Source organism: Mannheimia massilioguelmaensis (assembly GCF_000940515.1).
GTDB classification, from domain to species: domain Bacteria; phylum Pseudomonadota; class Gammaproteobacteria; order Enterobacterales; family Pasteurellaceae; genus Basfia; species Basfia bettyae.
The window spans coordinates 356,701-381,991 of record NZ_CDQL01000007.1 but is presented as its reverse complement, the minus strand read 5'-3'; the positions used below and the strand labels follow the sequence as shown (position 1 = coordinate 381,991).

The following is a 25,291-nucleotide window of genomic DNA, read 5'->3' as shown; positions in this document are numbered from 1 at the left end:
ATGAAAAAGTGCGGTATATTTTTAATAAATAGACCGCACTTTTATCATTTTAATAATTAAATTCTGACTGCTAAATATCTTTCAACCGTGTCTACAATAGCTTGTGTTTGAGAATCAACTTCAATATTTACTTTTGAACCCACTATTCGTTCACCTATCAAAGTACGTTGGATCGTTTCTGGAATTAAATTAACACAAAAAGTATTCTGCTCTACTTCGACAACGGTTAAACTAATACCATCTATAGCAATAAAACCTTTAGTTAAAATATATTTCATCGCTTCGGTATTTAATAATTTAAACCACAATCTTAAATTATTCTCAGAAGAAACCTTTTCTACCACCTCAGCCATACAATACACATGACCTGAAAGAATATGTCCTCCAATTTCAGTGCCCATTTTCATAGCTCGTTCAATATTAACAAAGTCTCCAGCTTTTAATTGCCCAAGATTAGTGATATTTAATGTTTCCATCATTAAATCAAAACTGACTAAATCATCTTCAATAGAAGTAACCGTTAAACAAACCCCATTATTTGCTACAGATGCACCAATTTCTAATCCATCTAATAATTCCTGTGGCATTTTAATTGTCTGTGTTCTAAAATCTTTTTTTGATACAATAGATTGGATTTGAGCAGTACCCTGTACAATTCCTGTAAACATATTTCTCTCCGATAAATGTGTAAATTTCAATATCTATAAAATCATTTTTACTATTATAAATTATAATTACCCATTTTTATGCAAAAAATTACCCACTGGCAAGAATATAAGCAAGAAGCAAACACATTAATTAAACTATCTCTTCCAATTTTGTTCGCACAAATTGCACAAAACTCTATGGGGCTAGTGGATACGATTATGTCAGGCCGTGTGAGCGCTGCGGATATGGCAGCCATTTCAATCGGCGCTTCTATTTGGATGCCATTAGTGTTATTTGGACAAGGCTTATTATTAGCATTACCGCCAACAATTTCTTATTTAAATGGCTCAAATCAACGCTATCGTATCGCTCACCAAGTCCGCCAAGGGATTTGGATTATTGCATTATCTATTATTCCTCTTGCATTATTAATTTATCATAGTGATATTATTATTAATCGCATGGGTATGGAAAAGCACTTAGCAAAAATTACTATCGAATATTTACATGCAATGTTATTTGGCCTACCTGCTTATTTATTACTCGTAAACTTTCGTTGTTTGAATGATGGTCTAGCAAAAACTAAACCCGCAATGATCATTACCTTCTTTGGCTTATTATTAAATATTCCTCTTAACTATATTTTTATCTATGGAAAATTAGGATTACCAGCTTTTGGAGCCGTTGGTTGTGGAATTGCTACAGCCATTGTTAATTGGGTAATGTGTATAATGATGATCGGTTATAGCAAGTCTGCACAAAATCAACGAGATCTTAAAATATTTGAGAAAATTATTGAAAAACCTAATGTAATAACTTTAAAAAAACTTCTCAAACTTGGCTTACCCATTGCTATAGCCTTATGCAGTGAAGTGGCGCTTTTTGCTTTAACATCATTACTCCTATCACCTTTAGGTACAAATGCAGTTGCAAGCCATCAAATTGCACTCAATACAAGTTCTTTTATTTTTATGTTACCCATGTCTCTTGGTATAGCGACAACCATTCTTGTTGGACAAAGTCTCGGTGAAAAATCGCCATTAAAAGCTAAACATATTAGTTATGTTGCTCTTTTTGTAGGGTTAGCAACTGCAACTATTACCGCTTTTATTACTGTTATACTGCGTTATGAAATTGCTGGCATTTTCGTTAAAGATCATGAAGTCATTGCCTTAGCCGCATCTTTATTATTACTCAATGCCTTATATCAATTTTCAGATGCGGTACAAGCGGTCATAGGTGGAGCACTAAGAGGCTATAAAGATACTAAAGCAATTTTATACATTACATTATTCTGCTATTGGGGAGTTGGAATGCCTATTGGCTATGCATTAGCTCGCACAGATTTGATAATAACCCATATCGGCCCAATGGGATTTTGGATAGCCTTTGTTGTAAGTCTAACTATAGCCGCCATTCTGTTATATTATCGAATGCACAAAATTCAATCTCAATCAGATGAAAATTTGCTAACTCATCTAGAAAAACTGAAATAATTCAATATAAGTAAATGTCTCTTTGATAACGATTTAATTTTTTTATTTTATACCGCACTTTATTGTGCAAGATATTCTATGGTTTACACAAAAAAAGCGATGCATTAAATAATGCATCGCTTTCTATTTAAATAATATTAATGATTACTCAACAACTAATGTACGGCAGGTATTAGTTGCACCACCATTTAATGGATCGCCTTGAGTAAGAAGCACTAAATCGCCAGCAATTAAGTAACCTTTTTCTTTTAAAAGATTAATTGCATCTTTAGCACCTTGTGAATTACGTGTCTGACCATCAAAACGTACTGGTGTTACACCACGATATAAGGCACATGCATTTAATGTTGATTCATTACGTGATAAGGCAAAAATTGGTAATCCAGAACTAATACGAGACATTAAACGAGCTGTACTACCAGTACTAGTTAACGCAATAATAGCGGCAACCCCTTCCATATGGTTAGCTGAATACATTGCAGATAAAGCAACAGATTCTTCAATCGTTTGGAATTTAACATCCATACGGTGACGAGAAACATTAATACTTGGCATTCTTTCAGCACCTAATGCAACTTTTGCCATGGCAGCAACTGTTTCAGAAGGATATTGTCCAGCAGCGGTTTCAGCAGAAAGCATTACTGCATCAGTACCATCTAAAACGGCGTTAGCAACATCCATAACTTCTGCACGAGTTGGCATTGGATTACTAATCATAGATTCCATCATTTGTGTAGCTGTAATCACAACACGATTTAATTGACGTGAACGACGGATCAATTTCTTCTGAACACCAACCAATTCTGCATCACCGATTTCAACACCTAAGTCACCACGAGCAACCATAATAACATCAGAGGCTAAAATAATATCATCCATCGCTTCTGGTGTTTGAACAGTTTCTGCACGTTCTACTTTAGCAACGATTTGTGCTTTTAAGCCTGCATCACGAGCTAATTGTCGAGCATAGTTTAAATCTGCACTTGAACGTGGGAATGAGACAGCTAAATAGTCAACACCAATACGTGCAGCAGTAATAATATCTGCTTTATCTTTTTCAGTTAATGCATCAGCTGATAAACCACCGCCTAACTTATTGATTCCTTTATTATTAGATAAAGGTCCACCTACAGTTACTTCAGTGAAAACTTTAGCGCCTTCAGCCGATAATACTTTTAATTGTACACGTCCATCATCTAATAATAGGATATCGCCAGGAACAACGTCTTGTGGTAATTTTTTATAATCTAAACCTACTGCGTCTTGATTACCTTCGCCTTTAGGTAGATCTGCATCTAAAATAAATTTATCGCCGATACTTAAGAAAATTTTGCCTTCTTTAAAAGTAGAAACACGGATTTTTGGACCTTGTAAATCACCTAAAATTGCTACATGCTTGCCTAATTTTTTAGCAATTTCACGCACTTTTTCAGCACGTTGAATATGATCTTCTGGAGAACCATGAGAAAAATTCATACGCACAACATTAGCGCCTGCTGCAATAATTTTTTCTAGGTTATTGCCTTTATCTGTTGCAGGACCCATTGTACATACGATTTTGGTTCTTCTTAATTTTCTGGACATTAATTACTCCGTAAATATTTATACCGTTTGATTTTAAAATAATCTTTTTACTCCGATTTAGCTATAAAAATTAGCCACAGAGAAAAAACTGGCGGATATTATACGCTGAATTTCAATTTAAAGCGAGCTTACAAAGTAATAAATTTTTCTTTGACTTTTTTTACGAAATCTTATTAGATAAGAGCCTATTTCTTTAAGGAGCAAACATGAAAATTTTTGTAATGCGTCATGGTGAAGCTGAAATGCTAGCCAAATCAGATAAAGCTCGAGAATTAACAGAGAAAGGTCGCCAACAATCCTTACAACAAGGTCAATGGTTAAAAGATAATTTTCCAACGCTTGATTACGTGATTGTTAGCCCATATAGTCGAGCACTACAAACCTTAGAGCAAATTGATAAAATTTATGAAGGGCAGCTGGCAAATAAAACTGAAATTTGGGATGGTATTACACCTTATGGTGATGCAGAAATCGTTTCTGATTATTTACTCGCTTTATATGAACAACACTCAATTGAATCTTTACTCATTATTTCTCACTTACCATTAGTTGGGGAAATTGTTACTGAGCTTTGCCAAAAAAATCCCATTAATTACCAGACATCGACTATTGCTCAAATTGAATGGGACACAGAAATAGGCATCATTGAACAAATTAAATATGCGGACAAATAATTCGTTTAAAAAACACGCAACCTCATATAAAAGATAAAAAATACCTTGTCGTCACTTCTAAAAATCTATATTATTAGAACCAATTTGCGACTATAGCTCAGTTGGTTAGAGCACCACCTTGACATGGTGGGGGTCACTGGTTCGAGTCCAGCTAGTCGCACCATTTCATCCCAAGTTATACAACTTGGGATTTTTTATAAAAATCACTATTCTCACTAGAAAATTTTTTTAAAATTAACCGCACTTTCTTATAAAACTAAAGCCGAAATAAATTTTCGGCTTTAGGTAATCAGTGGAAAGAATTAATTATTCTTTACTACTTCTGCAATTTCCTCTGCATACTGCTGAGCCAAATTACCATCAGAACATTCTACCATAACACGAATTAGAGGCTCTGTTCCTGATTTACGTAATAAAATCCGACCTATTCCAGCTAAACGCTTTTCAACACTTGCCGCAACGGTTTTTACAGCTTCACTTTCCAATGGGTTTTTACCACCACTAAAACGAACATTTATTAAAACTTGTGGGAATAATTTTACTGCACTAGCTAATTCATTCAATGATAACTTATGGGTTGCCATCGCTGTTAATACAGCTAAAGAAGCAATGATACCATCCCCTGTAGTATTTTTTTCAGCAATGATAATATGACCAGAATTTTCGCCGCCTAATGTCCAATTATTTTCTTGCATTTTTTCTAGAACATATCGATCTCCCACATTGGCACGAATGAATGGGATACCTAAGGTCTTCAGTGATAATTCTAAACTCATATTACTCATCAATGTACCAACAACACCGCCTTTTAATTTCCCAGCACGTAACGCTTCACGAGCAATAATAAATAAAATTTGATCGCCATCAACAGTATGACCTAAATGATCAATCATCATAATACGGTCACCATCACCATCATATGCAAGTCCTAAATCAGCTTTAGTTTCTAGTACTTTAGCTCTTAATGCACTTACATCTGTTGCACCACATTTATCGTTAATATTCATTCCATTTGGAGAAGTTCCAATCTCAATGACTTCTGCCCCTAATTCACGCATGACATTAGGTGCAATTTGGTAAGTTGCACCATTTGCACAATCTACGACAATTTTATATCCAGATAAGCTTAGATGTGTCGGGAATGTCCCTTTACAAAATTCAATATAACGCCCTGCTGCATCATTAATACGACTTGCTCGACCTAACTCAGCAGACTCAACACAATCAATAGGCTGCTCTAACATCGCCTCTATAGCTTCTTCTACTTCATCTGGTAATTTTGTGCCCTGAGCAGAAAAAAACTTAATACCATTATCATAATAAGGATTGTGTGAAGCAGAAATAACGATGCCAGCTTCTGCACGGAAAGTTCGAGTTAAATAGGCAACTGCTGGGGTTGGCATTGGACCAATAAAGGCTGCCGATAACCCTGCTGCTGCAAGTCCCGCTTCAAGTGCTGATTCCAACATATAACCCGAAATACGAGTGTCTTTACCAATTAATACTTGTCGAGAACCTTGTGAAGCAAGCACTTTACCTGCTGCCCAACCAAGTTTTAATGCAAAATCTGGTGTAATAGGAAAAGTACCTACTTTTCCTCGAACACCATCAGTACCAAAATATTTACGTTCTGCCATTTATCATTCCTTATTTAATTCTAGGCTTGTAATGTTGCTTGCCAAATTTTCAATGCATCAGCAGTTTCATCTACATCGTGAACACGCAAAATTGTTGCACCATTCATTGCAGAAATTAATGCTGCTGTTGCACTACCTACTGTACGTTCTGTAACTGTTTTGTTTAATATCGCACCAAGCATAGACTTCCGTGAAAGTCCTGCCAGCACGGGATATCCATGAACCGCAAAACGAGCAAGTTGTTGTAGTAGTTTATAATTGTGTTGGACTGATTTTCCAAATCCAAATCCCATATCCCAAATGATATTTTCTGATTTCATGCCTGCCTGTAGACAAACTGCGGTACGATTTTGTAAAAAATTTAATACCTCAGTGACCACATCATCATATTGAGGATTTTGTTGCATTGTTCTTGGCTGCCCCTGCATGTGCATAATGCAGGTAGGCAATCCTAATTCGACTGCCACTTCAAGTGCATGAGGTTCTTGTAACGCACGAATATCATTAATCATATCCATTCCTACTTTTGCACTTTCTTTCATAACCTGTGGTTTAGAGGTATCCACAGATATCCAACAATCAAATCTCTGAGCAATAGCTTCTACTACAGGAACAACACGCTCTAACTCTTGTTCTAAGCTAACTTCCTCGGCATTCGGTCTGGTTGATTCACCACCCACATCAATAATAGAAGCTCCCGCTTTTAGCATTTTTTCCGTCTGTTCCATAGCCTTATCTAATTGATAAAACTTTCCACTATCAGAAAATGAATCTGGGGTAAAATTCAATATACCCATAATTTGGGGAGTGGATAAATCTAATACTTTATTATTTGCATAAAGTTTCATGAATAAATGATTCCAATAAGTAGGCCATAAAAAGTCTGTTTATTATAATCAAAATATAAATAAAAATAAAAAAGCCTTTTTAGTTATTCACTAAAAAGGCTTCGTTGACACATACTTATTGTACAGAAGAATTATCTGAAGTTTGCGTTTCTTCAAATTTATTTTCTTCAGAAGAATTTTCACTCTTCGTTGATGAATTAGTAGCTGAATGATCTTCCCAACCTGAAGGAGGTGTAACGGGTTCACGATTCATTAATTGTTTAATCTGCGTTTCTTCAATGGTTTCATATTTTACTAATGCATCTTTCATTGCATGTAAAATATCCATATTATCTATTAATATCTGTCTTGCACGACCATAGTTACGAGATACAATTTCACGAACTTCTTCATCAATAATATGAGCAGTTTCATCGGACATATGTTGTGCTTTAGCCATTGAACGTCCTAAGAAAACTTCGCCATCATCTTCAGTGTATAGAATCGGACCTAATTTATCTGAGAATCCCCATTGGGTCACCATATTACGTGCAATATTAGTTGCTACTTTAATATCATTTGATGCCCCTGTAGATATATTTTCTTCACCATAAATTAAATCTTCAGCTAAACGTCCAGCATAGAGAGTAGATAATTTACTTTCTAACTGTTTCTGACTAACGCTAATTTGATCGCCTTCTGGTAAGAAGAAAGTAACACCGAGTGCTCGACCACGAGGGATAATAGTCACTTTATGTACAGGATCATGTTCTGGCACTAAATAACCGACAATCGCATGTCCTGCCTCATGATAAGCTGTAGACTCTTTTTGTTTATCCGTCATAATCATTGTACGACGTTCAGGTCCCATATTAATCTTATCTTTCGCCTTTTCAAACTCAAGCATTGTAACAACTCGTTTGTTGGTACGAGCTGCAAATAATGCAGCTTCATTGACTAAATTGGCTAAATCAGCACCAGAATAACCAGGTGTCCCACGAGCTAATGTCATAGCATCAACATCAGAAGCAATAGGCACCTTACGCATATGCACTTTTAGAATTTGTTCTCGACCTCGTACATCTGGTAGCCCAACAACAACTTGGCGGTCGAAACGTCCAGGTCGAGTCAGTGCAGGGTCTAATACATCAGGACGGTTAGTTGCGGCAATTACAATCACACCTTCATTACCTTCGAAACCATCCATTTCAACAAGCATTTGGTTCAAAGTTTGTTCACGCTCATCATGACCACCACCAAGACCTGCACCACGTTGACGACCTACTGCATCAATTTCATCAATAAAAATTAAGCATGGGGCATTTTTCTTAGCTTGTTCAAACATATCACGCACACGAGATGCACCAACCCCAACAAACATTTCAACAAAGTCAGAACCTGAGATACTAAAAAATGGTACTTTTGCTTCGCCAGCAATAGCTTTAGCAATTAAAGTTTTCCCTGTTCCTGGAGGCCCAACCATTAAAATACCTTTAGGAATTTTACCGCCTAATTTTTGAAACTTACTAGGATCACGTAAGAAATCAACAATTTCGCCCACTTCTTCCTTCGCTTCATCACAACCTGCGACATCTGCAAATGTGGTTTTAATTTGTTCTTTTGTCAGCATTTTAGCTCGGCTTTTACCAAAGCTCATTGCCTTGCCACCACCGCCTTGCATTTGACGCATGAAAAATATCCATACACCAATTAAAAAGAGCATTGGAAACCAAGAAATTAAGATCTGTGATAATAAACCTCTTTTTTCTGGCATAGTGCCTTCTACTTTGACTTTCTTATTTAAAAGATCATTTAAAATTTTATCATCGTAAAGAGGCATTACGGTTGAGTATTTCGTACCATCTGTCTTAGTGACAATAATTTCAGAATCTTCAAAACGTGCTTGTGCCACTTGATTGTTACCGACATCCGTTACGAAAGTAGTATAATCTGTAGCATTGCCATTTGCACTAGAACTAAAACCTTGGTATGCCGTCATCATGACAACTGCAATAACAACCCAAAGTATTATGTTTTTGACCATATCGTTCAAGGTTCGACCTCGTTTTCTCGTTAATAAATTAGTATTAGTATGTAGCTTACTATAATTTTATAATTACATAAAACTATTAGTAAAATAGTCAGACTTAAAAAATCTAAAATAGTTTAAATTAATGGCTATCATAGTTAACCGCGATAACCAGTTGCCACAATATAGACTTCACGAGAACGATCTCGAGAAGCTTCTGGCTTACGTACTTTTACCGTAGTAAATAAAGAACGAATCTCTTTTAAATATTCATCAAAGCCTTCTCCTTGGAAAACTTTGACTACAAAACTTCCCTTTTGTGCTAAAACTTGCTTACACATATCTAAAGCTAATTCCACAAGATACATTGCTCTTGGAATATCCACAGAAGGTGTACCACTGAAATTAGGCGCCATATCTGACATCACGACATCCACTTGTTCATCACCAACACGCTCTAGCAATGCGGCAAGTACATTTTCATCACGGAAATCACCTTGTAAAAAATCTACACCAACAATTGGATCCATATCTAAAATATCACAGGCAATTACCCTTCCTTTATCTCCAATTTGGGTGACCACATATTGCGACCATCCTCCTGGCGCAGCACCAAGATCCACCACGGTCATGCCATGTTTAAATAGACGATCAGTTTGCTGAATTTCGTCTAATTTAAAATAAGCACGAGAACGTAATTTCTGCTTATGTGCTTTTTGTACGAAAGGATCTTTAAAATGTTCATTTAACCAACGGCTTGAACTTGCCGAACGTTTTTTTCCCATAATTTTTATAAATCTTTTGGTGTTTCTTGAATATAAGGTTAAAATTCATAAGTTCAAGTGCTTAAATTAGAAATTTTTCATTTTTCTACCGCACTTTTTTATTATTTTAGGATTAAATATGTCAATTACATTATCAACTAAACAAAAACAATTTCTTAAGAGCCTTGCTCATCATTTAAATCCAGTTGTTATGCTCGGGGGCAATGGTTTAACCGAAGGTGTATTGGCTGAAATTGACAATGCATTAGCTCATCATGAATTAATTAAAGTAAAAATTTCAGGCTCTGATCGTGACACAAAACAATTGATCGTTGATGCCATTGTGCGAGAAACTCAATCTACCACCGTGCAACTTATCGGCCATGTACTGATACTTTATCGTCAAAGTGAGAATAATAAAATTATTCTTCCTAAAAAATAATTTATACTATACATGTTACTGGCACCTCAATTGGTGCCAGTTTTTATTGATTAAATTTAATTCAAAAATTAAAGATAATTCACTTCTACAATATCAAATTCCACGGTACCACTTGGTACGGCTATATTCACCGTATCATCCACTTCCTTGCCAATTAGCCCTCGAGCAATAGGTGAATTCACTGAAATTAGCCCTGACTTAATATCCGCTTCATCATCTCCGACAATTTGGTAAGTAACTTCTTCATCAGTCTCCGTATTCACTAATACTACTGTCGCACCGAAAATCACTTTGCCATTATTAGGAATTTTAGTGATATCAATAATCTGGCAATTTGATAATTTACTTTCAATTTCTTGAATACGTCCCTCACAAAAACCTTGCTGCTCACGAGCAGCATGATATTCTGCATTTTCTTTTAAATCGCCATGCTCACGAGCCTCGGCAATAGCTTTAATAATCTCAGGACGACGCGTATTTTTTAAAAAATCTAACTCTTGCTTTAATAAATCTGCACCACGCACAGTCATTGGGATTTGATTCATAGTTATCCTTTTTTAGTAAAACAAAACCACAATATTGTTAAGCAATATTGTAGTTAAATTAAAAATTTGCTATTTATGAGAAAAAATCATTTACTCAATGTTATTCGAGTTCTATTATTGTTCGTCTAAAAAAAAATAGCAACAATAACGCAATTTTATCTGTATTAATATGCCAAAATTCACTCGAAAATTTCTTATAACTAGCCTCTTTTTTGCTAGTTCTGCTTTTGCTCAAGTTGATATTCAATCAATCAGTCAAGAACTTCCACCAGGCGCCAGCCTCGGATTTATGGCTGAAAATATCAACCAAAATAAAATTATCGCCAATTATAATGGCTCAACTTTTATGTTACCCGCTAGTACACAAAAGGTATTTACCGCATTAGCGGCAAAATTAGCACTTGGTGACCAATTTCAATTTGAAACTAGCTTGCAAACTACGGGTAAAATTCAAAATAATCAATTAGAAGGCGATCTAATCGCAAAATTTACAGGAGATCCTGATCTCACAACAGGTCAGCTCTATCAACTATTTGCTCAGCTTAAAAAACAAGGCATAAATAAAATTACTGGAAATTTAATTTTAGATACTTCTGTATTTGCTAGCCATGACCGCGGTTCTGGTTGGATTTGGAATGATTTAACCATGTGTTTCAATTCGCCTCCAGCCGCAGTTAATTTGGATAGCAACTGTTTTTCAGTAAATATTGATGCTAATAAAGCTGTTGGTGAACTCGCACAATTTAATGTTCCAACTCAATATCCAATTCAAGTTTTTGGGCAAGTACGAGTTGTTGGCTTAGATGAAGCACCTTACTGCCAATTAGATGCTGTGGTTCATGATAATAATCGCTATCAAATTAAAGGCTGTATTACTCGCCAAACTCAGCCCTTTGGATTAAGTTTTGCCGTACAAGACACAGATGCCTATGCTGCTGCAATTATTCAACGCCAATTAAAACAAGTTGGAATTGAATTTAATGGCAAAATTCAACAGCCTCACCAACCGCAAACGGGAACAATGTTAGCACAACACTTATCGAATCCCTTACCTGATTTACTAAAAAAAATGATGAAAAAATCAGATAATCAAATTGCAGATGCTCTATTTCGGACAATTGCCTATAAAACTTTTAATCGTCCAGCCTCTTTTCAACTAGGCACATTGGCAATAAAACGGATTTTAAGTTCACAAGCTAAAATTAAGTTTGGTCATACGATCATAGCTGATGGCTCTGGTCTTTCTAGACATAATTTAATTGATCCGAACACAATGCTTCAAGCATTGCATTATATTGCTGAAAACGAAAATACTTTACATCTAATGGAAACATTCCCTATTGCTGGAGTCGATGGCACGATTAGTGGTCGTGGATCACTTATTAATCCTCCATTAGTAAAAAATATTTTAGCCAAAACAGGTTCTCTTAAAGGTGTTTATAATCTAGCGGGCTTTATGACAAATGCAAGAGGTGAAAAAGTAGCATTTGTACAGTTTATTAATGGCTATTCTACAGGTGAATTAGAAAACAAAACTAAGCGTGCTCCATTAGTACAATTTGAAAGTAAACTCTATAATGCTATTTATGTAGAATAATTTATTACAATTAAACTCTTAAGCCCTTAATCAAAAAGCAATAAATAGATTAAGGGCTTTCTTTTGTAAATCTATCTAAATATTCAAAATTCCATTTTTCAAACTCCAAAATATGTTTTAGAATGATGTCATCGCTTACTCTATCATGCTTATAAAACTATGAAATTAAATTTTCCAACATTTCTAACATTATTCAGAGTTGCATTGATCCCCTTCCTGATTATTGCTTTCTATCTGCCATTTACATGGGCACCATTCTTAGCAACAATCATCTTTTTTATTGCTTCAGTAACCGATTGGTTAGATGGATATTTAGCTCGAAAATGGAAGCAAACTACTCGTTTTGGTGCGTTTCTTGATCCTGTAGCCGATAAAGTTATCGTGGCAACCGCTTTAGTTCTAATTGTGGAATATTATCATGCCTTTTGGATTACAATCCCTGCCATTGTCATGATTGCACGAGAAATTATTATTTCTGCTTTACGTGAATGGATGGCTGAAATTGGTAGCCGTACTACTGTTGCTGTATCTCATTTAGGTAAAATTAAAACAACATCTCAAATGCTTGCTTTAGGCGGATTATTGTGGCGAGCCCAACCTTGGATGGAAATATTAGGTATTGTTTTACTTTATATTGCAATGATTTTAACTGCATGGTCAATGATGCAATATTTAAAAGCAGCCAAAGGCCATTTACTTGATGATGTCAATTTCTAAATTAATTTAATTTATCAAAACAAATTAATTGTTTTAAATAAATAACTTAATTCAAGTTGCTTCATTTTTACTCAAACAATATTAAATTTAGTAAAAACTGATAAATACCGTTTGACATCCCCTCAGAAATCCGTAAAATTCACTCTCGTTGATTAACGATACGTTGTTATTTAAATCAATGCGGGAATAGCTCAGTTGGTAGAGCACAACCTTGCCAAGGTTGGGGTCGCGAGTTCGAGCCTCGTTTCCCGCTCCAATTTAAAATCTGCCCGGGTGGTGGAATCGGTAGACACAAGGGATTTAAAATCCCTCGCTTTCCGAAGCGTGACGGTTCAAGTCCGTCCCCGGGCACCATTTTAAAAAAGCAATAAATTCAAAAATATAGTCGCTTAATGCGGCTTTTTTTATATCTAAATTTTTACTCTTTCAACGCTAAACCGCAATAAGCAATTAACATTTATATTTTAAATAAAATAGACTGAATTTGAGTATACTTTTATCGTGAAAATTTTTTCTAATCAGACCGCACTTTTAATGGCGTAATGCCTCATAAATTTTCTCAGCTAGAGATTCTGAGATACCTGGCACAGAAGCAATTTCATCTAGCGTGGCATTTTTAACACCTTGCATTCCCCCTAGATATTTTAATAATGCTTGGCGACGTTTTGCACCAATCCCTTCAATAGTTTCCAAGCCACTTTGAGTAAATGCTTTTTGACGTTTTTTACGATGACCTGTAATAGCATGATGATGACTTTCATCACGAATGTGCTGAATCAAGTGCAAAGCTAGACTATCAGCAGGCAAGTTAATTTCACGCTCTTGTTTACTGATAATTAAGGTTTCTAAACCAGCTTTTCGATCTACACCTTTAGCGACTCCAATTAAGTGCGGTCGATTTTTATCCCATTTCACGTTCAGTTCACTAAAGACTTTTAAAGCACGATTTAGCTGACCTTTTCCCCCATCAATAAATATAATATCTGGAATTTTTTCAGATTCTAAATCACGGTCATAGCGTTTTTTGAGTGCTTGTTCCATCGCTGCATAGTCATCCCCCCCCGTAATACCTTCAATATTAAAACGACGATAATCGGATTTTAGAGGTCCCTCTTCATTGAAAACTACACAAGAAGCTATCGTTTGCTCACCCATTGTATGGCTAATATCAAAACATTCCATACGATGAATTTTGCCAATATTGAGTAGCTGTTGTAGTTCTTCATAACGCTCATGAATAAGAGAAGATTGCTTTAACTGCAATGCTAAAGCAGCTTGTGCATTCATTTGTGCTAAATACAAATATTTACTCTTGCTACCTTTCGTCGTATCTTGAATAGAGACTTTTCGACCTGCTTGATCAGACAATAACTCTTCTAATTCTATTTTCTCTGCAAGTTTATGATCCACAATAATACTATTAGGAATAGTTCTACCTTGATGTCCTTGTAAATAAAATTGCCCTACGAAAGTTTCCGTTAATTCATTTAATGCTGTATTGGCCGGCACTTTCGGAAAGTAACTGCGATTACCCAAAATTTTACCTTGACGAATAAACAACACATGCACACATGCAATGCCCAATTTATAGGCAATAGAAATAATATCCATGTCATCTAAGCGTTCATTAGAAACAAATTGTTTTTCAATCACAGAACGTACCGCTTGAATTTGATCACGATATTGAGCAGCCTCTTCAAAGTTTAACTCTTGACTCGCTGTTTCCATTTTACTAATCAGGTGATCCAATACTTGTTGATCCTTACCTTGTAAAAATAAACGTGCATAATTAACTTGTTGATTATATTCTTGATCAGTCGTATAACCTTCTACACAAGGTGCAAGGCAGCGTCCAATCTGATATTGCAAGCAAGGGCGTGATCGATTTCGATAAACAGAATTTTCACATTGACGAATAGGAAATAGTTTTTGCAATAAGGATAAAGTTTCTCGCACCGCACCTGCATGAGGATAAGGTCCAAAATACTCTCCTTGCACTTTTTTACTACCACGATGAGAAGTAATACGAGGATGTTGTTCTTTGGTTAATAAAATATAAGGATAGGACTTATCATCTCGCAATAGTACGTTATAACGAGGTTGAAAAGTTTTAATATAATTATGTTCAAGCAATAGCGCTTCTGTTTCAGAAGTCGTTATGGTGGTTTCTATATGATGGATAGAGGCTACCAATGCTTCTGTTTTTTTACTACTTAGATTGGCTCTAAAATAGCTAGATAAACGTTTTTTAAGATCCTTCGCTTTTCCCACATAAATGACCGTATCTTTGTTATCAAACATACGGTATACACCAGGATCATGAGTTACATTTGCTAAAAATGTTTTGAAATCAAACATTACTTTATATTCTAAAAATTTTTACTTCCTAAGATACTATCATAGAAATAAATAAGGCACGAACAGAAATGTACGTGCCTTACTAAAATCAAGTTATTAATTAGGAACGATTACCAAAGAAACCATTTAAGATTGAACCTATATCTTGTGCTAATTCACTATTTGAACTTGGTGCACGAGTTTGGCTTGTGCGAGTTTGTTGGTTTAATACTTGATTTAATAGATCACCTAAACCGCCTTCTGTAGCTTGTTGCATTTGTTGTTGAGGTTGTTGAGGTTGTTGGCTCATGCCACCACCTAATACACTACCTAGTACCCCTCCAAGTAAATCATCTAAACCGAAACCATCTTCTTGTTGTGCACGTTGAGTTGCTTGAGCAAGACTATCAGTTTGAACACCACCTTCACGACCATTAGGTGTTAACATATCAATAATTTGTGGTAATACTTGAGATAAAATATCTTGTGCTTGTGATTTATCTACACCCGCTTGTTTAGCCACATGTGAAATAGTATCCTCACCAAATACTTCTGATACCTGATTTGAATGCATTGGTTGATTACGTTCTGTGCCAATCCAAGATTCTAATACATCACCTAACCCACCTTTTTGTAATTGATTGAAAATACCTTCCATACCACCTTGTGATTGTAGTAATGAACCTAATACATTGGTTATTAATGATGAATTTTGACCATTATTTGAATTACCGCCTAATGCATTACTAATTACCGCACCAATAATTTTTTCTAACATGATAGATGTTCCTTAATAGAGATAAACTTTAGGATTAAGCTAAAATAGCTCTGACTTTCTCAAGATCTTCTGGTGTATCAACACCTACTGCGGGGACTTCTTTAGCTAATTCTACATGAATCTTTTCACCATACCAAAGTACACGCAATTGTTCTAGGCTTTCTATTTGCTCTAATGCGCTAGGTTGCCATTGCACATATTGTTTAATGAAACCCGCACGATAAGCATAGATGCCTATATGACGTAAATAATGATCTGATAATTTTAATTGTGCCATCTCAATTTGTCCTGATTGTAACTTCGCAAATTGATCTCGATCCCAAGGAATCACTGCACGAGAGAAATATAAAACGTACCCATCTTTATCGGCCAACACTTTGACGGCATTGGGATTGAAAAGTTCTTCAGACTCATGAATTTTAACTCCCAAAGTTGCCATATTTACATTAAATTTACATAAGTTCTCTGCTACCTGAGAAACAATTACTGGTGGAATCAAAGGTTCATCCCCTTGAATATTCACGATAATCTCATCATCTGGAATATTTAATTTATCCACCACTTCAGCTAAACGCTCAGTTCCAGAATTATGTTTTTCAGAAGTCATACAAACTTCACCACCAAATTGTTCTACTACTTTTTTCACATCTTCATTATCTGTAGCAACAATAACTCTGCTAGCGCCTGATAATTTAGCTTTCTCAAGCACATGAATAATCATTGGTCTGCCTGCAATATCTGCAAGTGGTTTACCAGGTAAACGACTTGATGCAAAACGGGCAGGAATAATTACAGTAAATTTTGTCATTTTATATCCTTAGAGATATGATTATCTTCATTAAGCATAACCGCTGTTTCAGGCAGTAAAACAGGAATACCCTCTTTAATTGAATAGGCGACATGATCAAAGCGGCAAATTAAACGCTCATGGGGTTTATCATATTGCAATCGACCTTGGCAAATTGGGCAAGCAATAATTTCCAGTAATCTACCGTCCATCATTAACCTTCTGCGTAATTTTTTTAATAAATTCTACCGCACTTTCTCCCTTAATTTCAGCCTCGACAGGCACATACCACCAGTTTTCTTGAGCAAAAGGAAGGCATTTAACAGCATCTTTTTCAGTCATAAAGTGCGGTTCATTTTTAACAAATTTTTCGAATAATTCAGCACTAAATTTCTGGTGATCTTGAAACTCATAGGTGTTATTTAATTGAATACCTAAATTTTGTAACATTAAAAAGAAACGTTGCGGATTACCAATTCCAGCAAAGGCAGAACCTGATTTAAATTCAGTTAAAGAACGTTTTTCATTTGTCAGTAAATTAATCGCATATTGAGGCACTAAATTCATTATTGCTTGGCTATATTGATTTGCTTGACCATTAGCGATAATTAAATCTACTGAATCCAAACGACTTGATAATTCTCGTAACGGGCCTGCTGGCAATAGAAAACCATTACCTAAACCCCGCACCGCATCCATTACTACAATTTCAAAATCACGTTGAAGTTTATAGTGTTGTAAACCATCATCACTGACAATAACATCACAAGGAAATTTTGATAATAATAATTCTATCGCTTGTTGACGATTCGGGGAAATACAAACGGGTACTTCTGTACGTTTGGCAATAAGAACTGGTTCATCGCCTCCTTTTACAGGATCTGTTTCACTGGTGACAAGTAATGGATAAACCTCTGCCTGGCTACCATACCCTCGAGAAATCACACCTACCTTTAATCCTTCAGCTTGTAACGCTTTAACTAGCCAAATCACCACGGGGGTTTTGCCATTGCCTCCCACAGATAAATTACCAACAATTACAACAGGAACAGGGGCTTTATAGGATTTAGAAATACCAGATTGAAAAAGCCAGCGGCGACAACTGCTCACTAGCCAAAATAGACAAGAGAATGGTAATAATAAATAGGCGATCCAGGATTTTGAATACCAAAAATTCATTGTAACTTCTCTTCAATAGATGATTTAATTTAAAAGGCACAAGCTCAAATACCTAAAGGCTTGCACCATTATATATAATAATTAACCGTTAAACTGCATGTTATGCAACTGTTTATAAGCACCATTTAAAGCGAGCAATTCAGTATGATTACCACGTTCACAAATTTCACCATGGTCAATTACTAAAATTTCATCGGCTTTTTCAATAGTTGATAAACGGTGTGCAATGACCAATACAGTTCGATCTTTTTGTAACACTTCAAGTGCGGCTTGAATTGCACGTTCTGATTCTGTATCTAAAGCTGAAGTTGCTTCATCTAAAATCAATACTGGTGAATTACGTAATAACGCACGTGCAATAGCTAATCGTTGACGTTGACCACCAGATAAACTTGCCCCATTCTCGCCAATGACAGTATCAAAACCTTGTGGTAACTGTTCGATAAATTCATAAGCATAAGCGGCTTTTGCTGCCTTAATAATTTCTTCACGGCTATATTTATCTTTTGCCGCATAAGCAATATTGTTAGCAATAGTATCATTAAATAAATGCACTTGTTGGGATACCACTGCACAGTTTTCACGTAAATTAGCTAATTGATAATCTTTAATATTAACGCCATCTAACAAAATTTCACCCTGTGAAACATCATAAAAACGTGTCATCAAATTCGCAATAGTTGATTTACCTGAACCTGAACGTCCAACTAATGCAAAAGTTTTGCCTACAGGCAAGGTAAAGGAAATATTTTTTAATGCTAATTCATCTTTATCTGCATAAGCAAAACTGACATTTTTAAATTCGACTTCACCTTTAGCAGGCTCTGCTTTATAAGTTCCCGTATCCTTTTCAATTTCTAAATCAAGTAAACCAAACAAAGTTTGGCAAGCAGCCATACCACGTTGAAACTGAGCATTTACATTGGTTAAAGATTTAATTGGGCGTAACATCGCAAGCATTGATGAGAACACAACCGTAAAGGATCCCGCAGTCAAATTATCATCCATAATGGTTGGTAAGGTTGCAAGATATAACACAGCCGCTAATGCTAATGAAGCGATGACTTGCACAACACCATCAGAAATTGCATCTGCTGTGACCATTTTCATACCTTTACGACGCATATCATTACTTACATGATTAAAACGTTCTTCTTCGATAGCTTGCCCACCGAAAGATAAAACTTCTTTATGGCCTCTTAGCATTTGTTCAGTCGCAGAAGTTAACTCCCCCATAGAGTCTTGCATGTTTTTACTTAACTTACGGAATATCTTAGAAACCATGCGCACTAAAACCGCAATAATTGGACCGATAACAAAAAGGACGAGGGTTAATTTGACACTGGTATAAAACATAACCACTAGCAATGAAAGCACATAAGCACCTTCACGAACAATGGTAATTAATGAGCTAGAAGAGGAATTAGCAACCATTTCAGAATCATAGGTAATTCGAGAAAGTAATTTACCCGCAGAATTTTGATCAAAGAACGCAACAGGCATAAACATTAAATGTTTAAACATTCGACGACGAATTGTCATCACTACTTTGCCTGATACCCAGCTAATGCAGTAAGATGCCACAAAGTTTGTCAATCCTCGAGCAAAGATAATAGCAACTACAGCAAATGCCATAATTCTCAGAAATGTATGATCTGCTTGACCAAAGCCATCATCTAGTAAAGGTTTAAGCAAATAAATGAGACCTGAATCTGCCAAGGCATTAAATATTAATGCTATACCTGCAACAATTAAGCCTAATTTGAAAGGTGCAATAGTTGGCCATAAACGTTTAAATGTCTGACTTGTTGACAGATCTTTTTTTTCCATTTCTTGCATAAATTCTCAATGTCCGAATGATATAATTTGGCGCATTGTACCCTATATTAGACAATGATCCAAATATCAATCTGGGATCTTGCCTACAACTTGTTCAAACCAAGGGGAATAAGGATTTCTAGCAGAATCTAATTCTATTCTATCTGGATAAAATAGTAAGGATATTTGCCCCAATATTGCCGTATTATAGACCGCACTTTGATACTGTTTTAATCGTTCTGTGACTATCTTATGAGGAAAATGCCATTGATTCCAACGTCCTGCAGAAATAATCGCAATTCTAGGATGGGATTTATCTAACAAGGCTTTGCTAGTTGATGTTTTACTACCATGATGACCAACCTGTAGAACATCAATTTTATCTAATTGAGGAATAAATTGAGTTTCTTCTGCTATATCAGCATCTCCTGTTAATAACAGTTTATGATAACCATCATCAACCAATAATACGCAAGAATGTGTATTTTTTGCTCTTTGTACTATTTGTTTTGGTGCTAATGCCTTAATTTGTAAACCTTGCCATTGAAATTCAATACCTTGTTGGCAAAAAGTGCGGTCAGTTTTGCCATAATTTTGTTGTGATGACATCATTAGCTTCACTTCAGGATAAGCTTGTAACACAGCACTCGCACCACCTGAATGATCATTATCATCATGGCTTAGAATCAACCAGTCCAATTGCAAACCTTGCCTTTTTAGATAGGGAATCACTTCAATTTCTGCCATATTACTTTCTTTCCAGCCTGCGCCTGTATCATATAAAATAGCATGTCCATCTTTAATTAACAGATTAGCAAGACCTTGACCTATATCTAAAGTTTCAAATTGCCAATTAGGTTTATTCAATAACTGTAGAGCAAATCCAATAGAAGCTGAAATAACACCTAATAATGCAATAAAACAAATATTCCAATATAAGATGGGAGATAAACTGCGGTCGGATTTTAAGGAAAATCTTTTAGGTTTTAAGTAATCATATACATCTCGAGGTTGATGTTTTCTCTGATAAACCCAATACATTAGCAAGACAAATAAACCGCATAGAATGACAGAAACCCAGTAAGCTATGGAATGGCTAATATTGATCCAATAATTTTGAAAAAAACTTAATAATGCGGTGAAATAATCTATTAATTGATTAGCGATCCACCAGCTCGCTAATGCGCCATTTGTGAATAAAGCAAAAAGTATCAATGGTACTAATAACAAGCTGAATAATGGCACAATAAGTAAATTTGCCCAAAATGCAGTTAAAGAAATACCATTAAATATAAATAATTGAATAGGTGTAAATAACCAGAGTAACCCAATTTGTAAGTGAATTAATCCTAAAAACCAACGCCATATTCCTTTTATCGGTTGCCCCTTCCATTCAATTAAACTCAGAGGGAAAACTTGATACCATAGGATAAGGCAAAAAACAGCACCAACGGAAAGCCAAAAGCTACTAGATAAAACCATTAAAGGATCAAACGATAATAAAACCGCAATAACCCGAATAAACAGTTGCCACGGATTATAATGAAATCGCAATAATTTCAAACTGCTAACAACTAGCAAGGCAATAAATGCCCGTAATGTCGGAATAGCAAAACCTGCCAATCCAGCATAAATAAAAGATAAAACTAATCCGACAATAAGCGGGAACTGAGGTTTAATCAAATGTGTAGGAAGTAAAAACTGAATCCCCTTCCCTAGCATCACACCAATAAACATCGCTAAACCAATATGCAAGCCTGAAATTGCAATCAAATGAGCCGTATTCGTTTGTTGATAAACTTGCCAGACATTGGGCTCTAGCCAAGCTCGCTCACCAAAAGATAATGCCATCAATAAACCTTGATGAGATAAATTTTGAGTCTGTTTAAAATAATGGTTAAACAATCTTTGCCGAAGAGATAAATTTTCTTCAATTTTGACCGCACTTTTAATACTTGCCCAAGCAGTTATACCATGTGAATAGTACCATTTCTGCTTATCAAAACCACCTTGATTTAACCTGGAGGAAATTGCCCGTAAGCGTAATTCACCTTGCCAAGTCTCTCCTACTTTTACGGGTTCATTAACACGCCAATTAGCATAAATACGCTGTTCTGGATATTCTGGAGATAATCTCGTGGTAATAATCAAAGTTTGATAATTTTGCTGATGCACAATTTCATTAACTGTAAACTTCACATTCATTTTTTGTGAAAAATTTTGTACCCCATCAGCCTGATGAATTAATGATAATGGTTTGGAATGAATATAAAAAATAATCCCTAGCGCGATGAATAAATATAAAACAATCTGTCGCCAAAATTGATGCTTAAAAACGATAATAATCAGAAATGTAAAGCAACTAAAAATAATTAGAAAAGCCTTTGTTGTGATTAACAAATTTACAGGTAAATAGAGTAATAACAAACAATTAATGATAATAAACAGACAAACTACTTCCAACTTAAAGTAACCCATATTCAATCCATGAATAAAAAAATTCCAATACCAATCTAAAGTTAGAAAGAAATGATGTTAACCAGCAAATTTTATTTTCATTTTTGAGGGAAAGATCACAAAAAAAACAAATTAATTAAAATTTTTATCAGTTCAGGTAAATTTGTTTGCCAAATGAGAAAAGTTCTGCTATTTATAACGCCTTTCAAAATACCTATTAAGTTAGTTTTTGTATTTTTGAGTTTAATTTTTCTGATCACTTAAGCAAATACCAATAAAGTGCAGTTAAATTAAATGGATGATTTATATTAGGAGATCAAAATGACTGCAAATACAAACAAAGCATCTTTAAGCCTTTTAGCTTTAGCGGGCGTAGAGCCTTATAAAGAAAAAGTAGGCGAAGAATATATGAATGAAGCACAATTACTTCATTTCAAAAAAATCTTAGAAGCTTGGCGCAGCCAAATTATTGAAGAAACTAACCGTACGGTTAATCATATGCAAGATGAAGCTGCAAATTTCCCAGATCCCGCAGACCGTGCAACTCAAGAAGAAGAATTTAGTTTAGAATTACGTACAAGGGATCGTGAACGTAAACTTATGAAAAAAATCGAAAGTACATTAAAAAAATTAGAAACAGAAGACTTCGGTTACTGCGATTCTTGTGGTGTTGAAATTGGTATTCGTCGCTTAGAAGCTCGTCCAACCGCAGATCTTTGCATCGACTGCAAAACCCTTGCTGAAGTACGTGAAAAACAAATGGGACACTAATTTAAAAAACTAATCTCTTCACTATCTCTTATATACCTCCTATTTAGGAGGTATAGGTATATTTATAAGAGAGCAATTTCTAGAATTATGATTCGCTCCATTTTTTTCATATCAAGCGAAACGAGTTTCTAATTTTAGATCAATAAACGAGGCAAATTATTTTAAGTTATATTAAAAACCTGTTTAATAAAAAAATAAATAAACAGGCACATCATCTCAGTCAAACAACGACTAAAACTGAACGAGTAGAAAATAAACTCGAGCAGCCTAAAAAACATACTCCAAAAAAAGTTGCTAAAAATATGCAGAATGCACAACGTCTGCAAAATAAACATGCGATTAAAGCAACACAATTAGGCATTAATCCAAGAATGATTAGTAAAAATGCGCTAACTGTGGTGGAAAAACTTAATCGTAATGGCTATGAAGCTTATGTTGTTGGCGGATGTTTAAGAGACCTACTTTTAAATAAAAATCCTAAAGATTTTGATGTGGCGACGAATGCACGTCCCGAACAAATTCAAGCAATTTTCCAACGTCAATGCCGTCTTGTAGGCCGTCGTTTTCGTTTAGCTCACATTATGTTTGGACGTGACATCATTGAGGTTGCGACATTCCGAGCAAATCATACCAATATTGCAAATGAAAATGCCTCTAAGCAAAGTGACGAAGGCATGCTATTACGTGATAATGTGTATGGTACATTAGAGCAAGATGCAGAACGCCGAGACTTCACTGTTAATGCACTTTACTATAGCCCTAAAGATAATCTTATTTTTGATTACTTCAATGGTATTGAAGATTTAAAATCTGGGAAATTACGTTTAATTGGTGATCCCGTTACTCGTTATCAAGAAGATCCAGTACGTATGCTACGTGCTATTCGTTTTATGGCAAAATTGGATATGTTCTTAGATAAATCAAGTGAAAAGCCAATTCGTGAGTTAGCATATTTATTAAAAAATATTCCACCAGCACGTTTATTTGATGAAAGTTTAAAGCTTTTACAATGTGGTTTTGGGGTAAAAACATATAAATTATTACGTGAATATCATTTATTCGAACAATTATTCCCTGCATTGATGCCATATTTTACTGAACGTGAAGACAGTTTTGCTGAACGTATGATTACGATTGCATTAGCTTCAACAGATGAACGCATAGCTGACAAATTACGGATTAATCCTGCGTTTTTATTTGCAGCTTTCTTTTGGTATCCATTACGAGAAAAAGTGGAAATCTTGAAAAATGAAGGTGGATTAAATAACCATGATGCTTATGCTTTAGCTAGTAATGAAATTCTAGATTTATTCTGTGCTGCATTAGCTGCTCCACGACGTCACACTAGCGTAATCAGAGATATTTGGTTTCTGCAATTACAACTATTAAAACGTCATGGTAATGCACCTGAAAAAACAATGGGACATCCTAAATTCCGTGCTGCATTTGATTTAATTGCGATGAGAGCCGAAATTGAAGGCGGTGAAACCATTGAATTATCTGCATGGTGGCATGAGTATCAATTGAGTAATGGCGAACAACGCAATATGTTAGTAAAAGAGCAAGATAAGAATCATCCTAAACCGAAGAAAAAATTCTATCGCTCACGTAAGCGTAAACCAAAAAACAAACCTATGGTAAATAATCATCTATGATGAAAGATGCTTTTATTGCTCTCGGCAGTAATCTTAATACCCCCGTAGAACAACTCAAATCAGCATTAAAGGCTATTGATGAGCTAACTGAAACCAAATTAGTAAAAGTTAGCTCGTTTTATCAAAGCAAACCGCTTGGACCTCAAGATCAGCCTGATTATGTCAATGCTGTTGCGCAGATAAAAACAAACTTATCAGCATTAACCTTATTAGATTCTTTACAACATATTGAAAATGAACAAGGCCGAGTAAGATTGCGCCGTTGGGGAGAAAGGACCTTAGATTTAGATATTTTGCTATATGATAATCAAGTGATTAGTTCTGAAAGGCTTACGGTTCCTCACTATGACATGAATAATCGAGAATTTGTTATTGTGCCATTATATGAAATAGCACCTACTCTAGTGCTACCTAATCAGCAAACACTGATGCATTTAATGGAAAACTTCAAATCACATCAAATGATTATCCTTAATGACAAATAATACTTCTAATTAGAAAATACATTACAGCTTAGTCATTAAAAGTATATTAGGATGAATCTAGTCC

At 35.3% G+C, this 25,291-nt stretch carries 22 protein-coding genes and 3 tRNA genes; 11 read left to right on the top strand and 14 right to left on the bottom strand.

From position 1 onward, the window contains the following. Positions 1–56: 56 nt before the first annotated feature. Positions 57–668: a riboflavin synthase gene (locus BN1226_RS08375; protein WP_044470791.1), complete on the bottom strand. Its 612-nt coding sequence runs from the start codon at positions 666–668 to the stop codon at positions 57–59. 78 nt (positions 669–746) lie between these two features. On the opposite strand from BN1226_RS08375, the gene BN1226_RS08370 reads away from it, so the two are divergent. Further along, complete coding sequence (locus BN1226_RS08370) at positions 747–2,144, top strand: MATE family efflux transporter (protein ID WP_044470790.1); 1,398 nt, start codon at positions 747–749, stop codon at positions 2,142–2,144. Positions 2,145–2,288: 144 nt separating this feature from the next. Here the strand turns inward: BN1226_RS08370 and pyk are convergent, their stop codons facing one another. Further along, positions 2,289–3,728, bottom strand: a complete 1,440-nt coding sequence (pyk, locus tag BN1226_RS08365; RefSeq protein ID WP_040596463.1) for a pyruvate kinase — start codon at positions 3,726–3,728, stop codon at positions 2,289–2,291. A gap of 206 nt (positions 3,729–3,934) precedes the next feature. Here pyk and sixA point away from each other — a divergent pair, with 206 nt between their 5' ends. Both sixA and BN1226_RS08355 read left to right on the top strand, forming a co-directional pair. Then, positions 3,935–4,402, top strand: coding sequence for a phosphohistidine phosphatase SixA (gene sixA / locus BN1226_RS08360; RefSeq protein ID WP_044470789.1), 468 nt, complete (start codon positions 3,935–3,937; stop codon positions 4,400–4,402). 86 nt (positions 4,403–4,488) lie between these two features. Next, positions 4,489–4,565: transfer RNA gene (locus BN1226_RS08355), tRNA-Val, on the top strand. Between the two features lie 139 nt (positions 4,566–4,704). Here BN1226_RS08355 and glmM read toward each other — a convergent pair. The 4 genes from glmM to rlmE form a co-directional block, all read right to left on the bottom strand. Then, the gene (glmM, locus tag BN1226_RS08350; protein ID WP_044470788.1) at positions 4,705–6,039 is read right to left on the bottom strand and encodes a phosphoglucosamine mutase; all 1,335 of its coding nucleotides are present in this window, start codon (positions 6,037–6,039) and stop codon (positions 4,705–4,707) included. A 20-nt stretch (positions 6,040–6,059) separates the two neighbouring features. Further along, entirely contained in the window at positions 6,060–6,887 is an 828-nt protein-coding gene (folP, locus tag BN1226_RS08345; protein ID WP_044470787.1) for a dihydropteroate synthase, read from the bottom strand. Positions 6,888–7,002: 115 nt separating this feature from the next. Further along, entirely contained in the window at positions 7,003–8,910 is a 1,908-nt protein-coding gene (gene ftsH / locus BN1226_RS08340) for an ATP-dependent zinc metalloprotease FtsH (protein WP_044470786.1), read from the bottom strand. Positions 8,911–9,053: 143 nt separating this feature from the next. Then, entirely contained in the window at positions 9,054–9,680 is a 627-nt protein-coding gene (gene rlmE / locus BN1226_RS08335) for a 23S rRNA (uridine(2552)-2'-O)-methyltransferase RlmE (RefSeq protein ID WP_044470785.1), read from the bottom strand. A 118-nt stretch (positions 9,681–9,798) separates the two neighbouring features. Between rlmE and yhbY the strand changes: the two genes are divergently transcribed. Further along, positions 9,799–10,101 carry a ribosome assembly RNA-binding protein YhbY gene (gene yhbY / locus BN1226_RS08330; protein ID WP_077065005.1) on the top strand — a complete coding sequence of 101 codons (303 nt, stop codon included), beginning with the start codon at positions 9,799–9,801 and terminating at the stop codon, positions 10,099–10,101. 68 nt (positions 10,102–10,169) lie between these two features. Here the strand turns inward: yhbY and greA are convergent, their stop codons facing one another. Continuing rightward, positions 10,170–10,646, bottom strand: coding sequence for a transcription elongation factor GreA (gene greA, locus BN1226_RS08325; protein ID WP_005761214.1), 477 nt, complete (start codon positions 10,644–10,646; stop codon positions 10,170–10,172). Between the two features lie 169 nt (positions 10,647–10,815). On the opposite strand from greA, the gene dacB reads away from it, so the two are divergent. The 4 genes from dacB to BN1226_RS08305 all read left to right on the top strand — a co-directional run bounded on the left by dacB (position 10,816) and on the right by BN1226_RS08305 (position 13,314). Beyond that, the gene (gene dacB / locus BN1226_RS08320; protein ID WP_044470784.1) at positions 10,816–12,243 is read left to right on the top strand and encodes a serine-type D-Ala-D-Ala carboxypeptidase; all 1,428 of its coding nucleotides are present in this window, start codon (positions 10,816–10,818) and stop codon (positions 12,241–12,243) included. A 159-nt stretch (positions 12,244–12,402) separates the two neighbouring features. After that, on the top strand, positions 12,403–12,960 hold the full coding sequence (gene pgsA / locus BN1226_RS08315) for a CDP-diacylglycerol--glycerol-3-phosphate 3-phosphatidyltransferase (protein WP_044470783.1): 558 nt from the start codon (positions 12,403–12,405) through the stop codon (positions 12,958–12,960). 180 nt (positions 12,961–13,140) lie between these two features. Next, positions 13,141–13,216 (top strand) — tRNA-Gly (locus BN1226_RS08310). 11 nt (positions 13,217–13,227) lie between these two features. Next, positions 13,228–13,314 (top strand) — tRNA-Leu (locus BN1226_RS08305). 177 nt (positions 13,315–13,491) lie between these two features. On the opposite strand, the gene uvrC is transcribed toward BN1226_RS08305, so the two are convergent. The 7 genes from uvrC to BN1226_RS08270 form a co-directional block, all read right to left on the bottom strand. Continuing rightward, on the bottom strand, positions 13,492–15,318 hold the full coding sequence (gene uvrC, locus BN1226_RS08300; RefSeq protein WP_044470782.1) for an excinuclease ABC subunit UvrC: 1,827 nt from the start codon (positions 15,316–15,318) through the stop codon (positions 13,492–13,494). Between the two features lie 100 nt (positions 15,319–15,418). After that, positions 15,419–16,075 carry a YidB family protein gene (locus tag BN1226_RS08295; RefSeq protein ID WP_044470781.1) on the bottom strand — a complete coding sequence of 219 codons (657 nt, stop codon included), beginning with the start codon at positions 16,073–16,075 and terminating at the stop codon, positions 15,419–15,421. Positions 16,076–16,109: 34 nt separating this feature from the next. Further along, complete coding sequence (kdsB, locus tag BN1226_RS08290; protein ID WP_044470780.1) at positions 16,110–16,883, bottom strand: 3-deoxy-manno-octulosonate cytidylyltransferase; 774 nt, start codon at positions 16,881–16,883, stop codon at positions 16,110–16,112. Then, positions 16,880–17,074, bottom strand: a complete 195-nt coding sequence (locus tag BN1226_RS08285; RefSeq protein WP_044470779.1) for a Trm112 family protein — start codon at positions 17,072–17,074, stop codon at positions 16,880–16,882. Before BN1226_RS08285 ends, kdsB begins: the two co-directional genes overlap by 4 nt. Then, on the bottom strand, positions 17,064–18,041 hold the full coding sequence (lpxK, locus tag BN1226_RS08280; protein ID WP_044470778.1) for a tetraacyldisaccharide 4'-kinase: 978 nt from the start codon (positions 18,039–18,041) through the stop codon (positions 17,064–17,066). The genes BN1226_RS08285 and lpxK overlap by 11 nt, the downstream gene beginning before the upstream one ends. Positions 18,042–18,122: 81 nt before the next feature. After that, the gene (gene msbA / locus BN1226_RS08275; RefSeq protein ID WP_420835360.1) at positions 18,123–19,871 is read right to left on the bottom strand and encodes a lipid A ABC transporter ATP-binding protein/permease MsbA; all 1,749 of its coding nucleotides are present in this window, start codon (positions 19,869–19,871) and stop codon (positions 18,123–18,125) included. Positions 19,872–19,946: 75 nt separating this feature from the next. Continuing rightward, positions 19,947–22,337: a DNA internalization-related competence protein ComEC/Rec2 gene (locus tag BN1226_RS08270; RefSeq protein ID WP_077065004.1), complete on the bottom strand. Its 2,391-nt coding sequence runs from the start codon at positions 22,335–22,337 to the stop codon at positions 19,947–19,949. Positions 22,338–22,637: 300 nt separating this feature from the next. On the opposite strand from BN1226_RS08270, the gene dksA reads away from it, so the two are divergent. The 3 genes from dksA to folK all read left to right on the top strand — a co-directional run bounded on the left by dksA (position 22,638) and on the right by folK (position 25,227). Beyond that, on the top strand, positions 22,638–23,087 hold the full coding sequence (gene dksA / locus BN1226_RS08265; RefSeq protein ID WP_005761238.1) for an RNA polymerase-binding protein DksA: 450 nt from the start codon (positions 22,638–22,640) through the stop codon (positions 23,085–23,087). 302 nt (positions 23,088–23,389) lie between these two features. Beyond that, a complete protein-coding gene (gene pcnB, locus BN1226_RS08260; protein ID WP_420835354.1) occupies positions 23,390–24,742 on the top strand; it encodes a polynucleotide adenylyltransferase PcnB in 1,353 nt (450 codons plus the stop codon). Then, the gene (folK, locus tag BN1226_RS08255; RefSeq protein WP_044470819.1) at positions 24,742–25,227 is read left to right on the top strand and encodes a 2-amino-4-hydroxy-6-hydroxymethyldihydropteridine diphosphokinase; all 486 of its coding nucleotides are present in this window, start codon (positions 24,742–24,744) and stop codon (positions 25,225–25,227) included. Before pcnB ends, folK begins: the two co-directional genes overlap by 1 nt. Positions 25,228–25,291: the final 64 nt, after the last annotated feature.

Bases quoted from the DNA above. Each gene is read 5' to 3' on its own strand.
- BN1226_RS08375 (WP_044470791.1), bottom strand. From the start codon at position 668: ATGTTTACAGGAATTGTACAGGGTACTGCTCAAATCCAATCTATTGTA.
- BN1226_RS08370 (WP_044470790.1), top strand. From the start codon at position 747: ATGCAAAAAATTACCCACTGGCAAGAATATAAGCAAGAAGCAAACACA.
- pyk (WP_040596463.1), bottom strand. From the start codon at position 3,728: ATGTCCAGAAAATTAAGAAGAACCAAAATCGTATGTACAATGGGTCCT.
- sixA (WP_044470789.1), top strand. From the start codon at position 3,935: ATGAAAATTTTTGTAATGCGTCATGGTGAAGCTGAAATGCTAGCCAAA.
- glmM (WP_044470788.1), bottom strand. From the start codon at position 6,039: ATGGCAGAACGTAAATATTTTGGTACTGATGGTGTTCGAGGAAAAGTA.
- folP (WP_044470787.1), bottom strand. From the start codon at position 6,887: ATGAAACTTTATGCAAATAATAAAGTATTAGATTTATCCACTCCCCAA.
- ftsH (WP_044470786.1), bottom strand. From the start codon at position 8,910: ATGGTCAAAAACATAATACTTTGGGTTGTTATTGCAGTTGTCATGATG.
- rlmE (WP_044470785.1), bottom strand. From the start codon at position 9,680: ATGGGAAAAAAACGTTCGGCAAGTTCAAGCCGTTGGTTAAATGAACAT.
- yhbY (WP_077065005.1), top strand. From the start codon at position 9,799: ATGTCAATTACATTATCAACTAAACAAAAACAATTTCTTAAGAGCCTT.
- greA (WP_005761214.1), bottom strand. From the start codon at position 10,646: ATGAATCAAATCCCAATGACTGTGCGTGGTGCAGATTTATTAAAGCAA.
- dacB (WP_044470784.1), top strand. From the start codon at position 10,816: ATGCCAAAATTCACTCGAAAATTTCTTATAACTAGCCTCTTTTTTGCT.
- pgsA (WP_044470783.1), top strand. From the start codon at position 12,403: ATGAAATTAAATTTTCCAACATTTCTAACATTATTCAGAGTTGCATTG.
- uvrC (WP_044470782.1), bottom strand. From the start codon at position 15,318: ATGTTTGATTTCAAAACATTTTTAGCAAATGTAACTCATGATCCTGGT.
- BN1226_RS08295 (WP_044470781.1), bottom strand. From the start codon at position 16,075: ATGTTAGAAAAAATTATTGGTGCGGTAATTAGTAATGCATTAGGCGGT.
- kdsB (WP_044470780.1), bottom strand. From the start codon at position 16,883: ATGACAAAATTTACTGTAATTATTCCTGCCCGTTTTGCATCAAGTCGT.
- BN1226_RS08285 (WP_044470779.1), bottom strand. From the start codon at position 17,074: ATGGACGGTAGATTACTGGAAATTATTGCTTGCCCAATTTGCCAAGGT.
- lpxK (WP_044470778.1), bottom strand. From the start codon at position 18,041: ATGAATTTTTGGTATTCAAAATCCTGGATCGCCTATTTATTATTACCA.
- msbA (WP_420835360.1), bottom strand. From the start codon at position 19,871: ATGGAAAAAAAAGATCTGTCAACAAGTCAGACATTTAAACGTTTATGG.
- BN1226_RS08270 (WP_077065004.1), bottom strand. From the start codon at position 22,337: ATGGGTTACTTTAAGTTGGAAGTAGTTTGTCTGTTTATTATCATTAAT.
- dksA (WP_005761238.1), top strand. From the start codon at position 22,638: ATGACTGCAAATACAAACAAAGCATCTTTAAGCCTTTTAGCTTTAGCG.
- pcnB (WP_420835354.1), top strand. From the start codon at position 23,390: ATGCAGAATGCACAACGTCTGCAAAATAAACATGCGATTAAAGCAACA.
- folK (WP_044470819.1), top strand. From the start codon at position 24,742: ATGAAAGATGCTTTTATTGCTCTCGGCAGTAATCTTAATACCCCCGTA.